Annotated in this window: 1 protein-coding gene; it reads right to left on the bottom strand. The window is 75.0% G+C overall.

Translation table 11 applies throughout. The features are described from left to right. Positions 1–2,733, bottom strand: a 2,733-nt coding sequence (locus AAHZ94_RS31395; RefSeq protein WP_502964841.1) for an ATP-binding protein, incomplete at its 3' end; no start/stop codon positions are given. Positions 2,734–3,196: the final 463 nt, after the last annotated feature.

Genomic DNA, 3,196 nt, shown 5'->3' with positions numbered 1-3,196 from the left:
GGACCCCGGCGCGGCGCCTGCGCGCACGTCGGCCGGGCGGTCGCCGGCGGGGCGGCCGGCGGGCGGCGGGGCGCTCGCCGTCAGGCGGGCCTCCGCCCATCGGTAACGGGCCTGGGCCAGTTGGTACGGGCGATCGAGCGGCGCGAAGGCGGCGGCCACCTCGCTCCAGTGCGCGGGCGTGTCGCGGCCCTGGGCGCGCAGCAGTTCGGCGGCGACCATCAGCGCGAACGCCTGCCACACCGGCACCGGCTGCGCCAACCGCTTGGCGGCCAGGTAGATGCGGTGCAGCACCTCCTCGCGGCCCGGTTCGGCCACGGGCAGACCGCGGGCGTCGGCCTCCACGGTGGCGGCGGCGAGGAGCAGTTGCCAGGCGTACCGCTGGGTGCCGATCGGAATGCCCGCGTCCAGCGTTTCGACGAGGACGGCGCGGGCGCGCGCGATGTCGCCGTCGTGGGCGGCGAGGGTGAGGGCGTGCCGGGCGATCGTGATCGTGTACTGCGGCTGCGGGTCGTGGCTGCCGTAGTACGCGCGGGCCGCGGCGTGTTGGACGTGGGCGGTCGCCCAGTCGCCGCGGTCGAGCGCGAGTTGCGCCCGCCGGTTGGCCGCCGCACCGCGCGGCTTGGCGCCCTGGGCGAACCGCTCGGCCTCCTGGGCCGCCTCCAGCGCCTCGTCCCAGCGGCCCAGCGAGATCAGCGACTCGGCCATGTTCCCGTACGTCCACGCCTTGGTGTCCACGAGCCCGAAGGTCTCCGCCGCACGCACCCCCGTGCGGGCCGCGTCGACGGCCTCGGCGGAGCGGCCGATACTCTCCAGGGCGGACGCCAGGTTGATGTAACAGCGGGAGATCACGCTGATGTGTCCGCCGTCGACGGCCCGGGCGGCGGCGTCGGCCATCTCGGTCAGGCCGCCCTCCATGTCACCGGAGTTGATCATGAGCCCGCCGAGCGTCACGCGCGCGTGGAGCTCCAGATCCGCCGCGTCGACCAGTCTGGCCAGCTCCACGGCGCGCTCGGCGGTGACGTAGTTGTCGGGCCCCGGTTCGTGCACCGCCAGCCAGCCGGCCGCGGCGGCGAGCACCTCCGCGTGCACCACCGACGGGGGCAGGCCGCGGACCAACTCCTGGGCCCGGCTGAGCTCCGCCCAGCCGTTCCCGCGCGTCAGCCCCTCGATGCTCTTTGACGCCTGGGTCCAGAACCAGGCGGCCCGCAGCGGGTCCCGCGCCTCGTCGATGGTGCGCAGCGCGCGCGTGGCGAGGGCCCGCGCGCGCTCCCGCTGCCCGGAGAGGTGGGCGGCCGTGACCACTTCGGCGAGCAGGTCGAGGTGGCGTAGCTGGTCGTCGTCGCAGGGGCTGCACACCGGGTAGGCGCACGACTCGGCCAGCGGCCACTGCGCGGCCCGCACGTCGGCCGGCGTGTCCTCCCACAGCTCCATGGCGCGTTCGAGGAGCCGCAACTGCTCCGCGTAGGCGTGTCGGCGGCGGGCCGTGACGGAGGCGGCGAGCACCGCGGGCAGCGCCTTGGCCGGCTCGTGGGCGTGGTACCAGTAACTGGCCAGCCGGGCCCCGTACTCGTCGTTCCGCACGAGGGTCGGATCAGCCTCAAGGGCCGTGGCGTACTGCTGGTTGAGACGGGTGCGCTCGCCGGGCAGCAGATCGTCGGCGACGGCCTCGCGCACGAGGGCGTGCCGGAAGCGGTAGCCGCTGTCGTCCCCCGTCGGCAACAGGATGTTCGCCCCGACGGCGGTGCGCAGCGCCTCGATGAGCTCGTCCTCGCCGAGCCTGGCGACGGCCGCGAGCAGCCCGTGCTCGACCTGCGAACCGCCCTCCGCCACCGTCCGCACCACCCGCTGGGTCGTGTCGGGCAGCGCCTCGACCCGCACCAGGAGCAGGTCGCGCAGCGTTTCGCTGAGGCCCGACTGACAGCCGTCGTGGATGCTGCGCGCGATCTCCTCGACGAAGAAGGCGTTGCCGTCGGTGCGCTCGAAGACTCGGTCCACCAGCAGCCGGTCCGGCTCGGCGCCGTAGATGCCGGCGATCTGCGCCCGGACCTCGGCCCGGCTGAACCGGGCCAGCTCGATGCGGCGCACCGTGCGCATCCGGTCGACCTCGGCGACGAACGGGCGCAGTGGGTGGCGGCGGTGGATGTCGTCCGAGCGGTACGTGGCGACGATGACCAACTGGGCGCGCTGCACCGACCGGAAGAGGTAGCCGAGGAGCTCGCGGGTGGACCGGTCGGCCCAGTGCAGGTCCTCGATGACGATCACCAGCGTGCGGTCGGTGGCCAGGCGCTCCAGGAGCCGCGCCGTCAGCTCGAACAGCCGCGCCCGGCCGTCCTCGTCGCGTGCCTCGGGGGCGGTCTCGCCCAGCTCGGGCAGCAGCCGGGCCAACTCGCCCTCCTGGCCGGCGGCGGCCTGGTCGAGCTCGTCCCCGAGCTGCCGGCGCAGGGCGCGCAGCACGGTGGAGACCGGGGCGAACGGCAGTCCGTCCACCCCGATCTCGACGCAGCCGCCCAGCGCGGTGACCGCCCCCGCGGCCTGCGCCACGGTCGCGAACTCCTCCACCAGGCGTGTTTTGCCCACACCGGCCTCGCCACCCATGAGCAGCGCCTGTGGCTGCCCGTGCGCGGCCTGAGCGAGCGCGTCGGTGAGCGCGCCCAACTCCTCGGTACGGCCGATGAAAACCGAACTGACGGACGTGGTGTACACAGGGCCGAGCATGGCACAGAGGTCTGACATCACGGCGAGAACACCTCCGACGGACCGCCGAACACGTCGTACGCACGGTCAGGTACGAGCTGGGGACACCGGGTCGAGCCCGGCCGGTACGCACTGCCTCCGCGGCCTGCCCACCCCGACCGCAGGGAGCACGGGCCGCGCCCCGTACGGCACGTGGGGTCCCCGTCGTACGGGACACGGGCCGGGGCGGGCGTCCGGGCTACGGGGCCCTGGGGCCACGGGGCGGGGTGCGGGCGCCCGCAGCGCGTACGCGGGGCGGTCCTCCTGCGTGCAGGACGGTGGGTGACGCCTGGTACGGACAATGGAGCGAGCAACCTCGCGCGCGGGGTGCGGCCAGCCTCCCGCACCCGGCGAGCAACCTCGCGCGCGAGGCGCGACGAACTCCCCGCACGGGGCACGGGGCACGGGGCACGGGGCACGGGGCACGGGGCACGGGGCACGGGGCACGGGGCACGGGGCGAAC

The organism is Streptomyces sp. HSW2009 (assembly GCF_040240285.1).
Classification (GTDB): domain Bacteria; phylum Actinomycetota; class Actinomycetes; order Streptomycetales; family Streptomycetaceae; genus Streptomyces.
The sequence above is the reverse complement of the archived record's forward strand: the minus strand, read 5'-3'. Positions and strand labels throughout refer to the sequence as shown.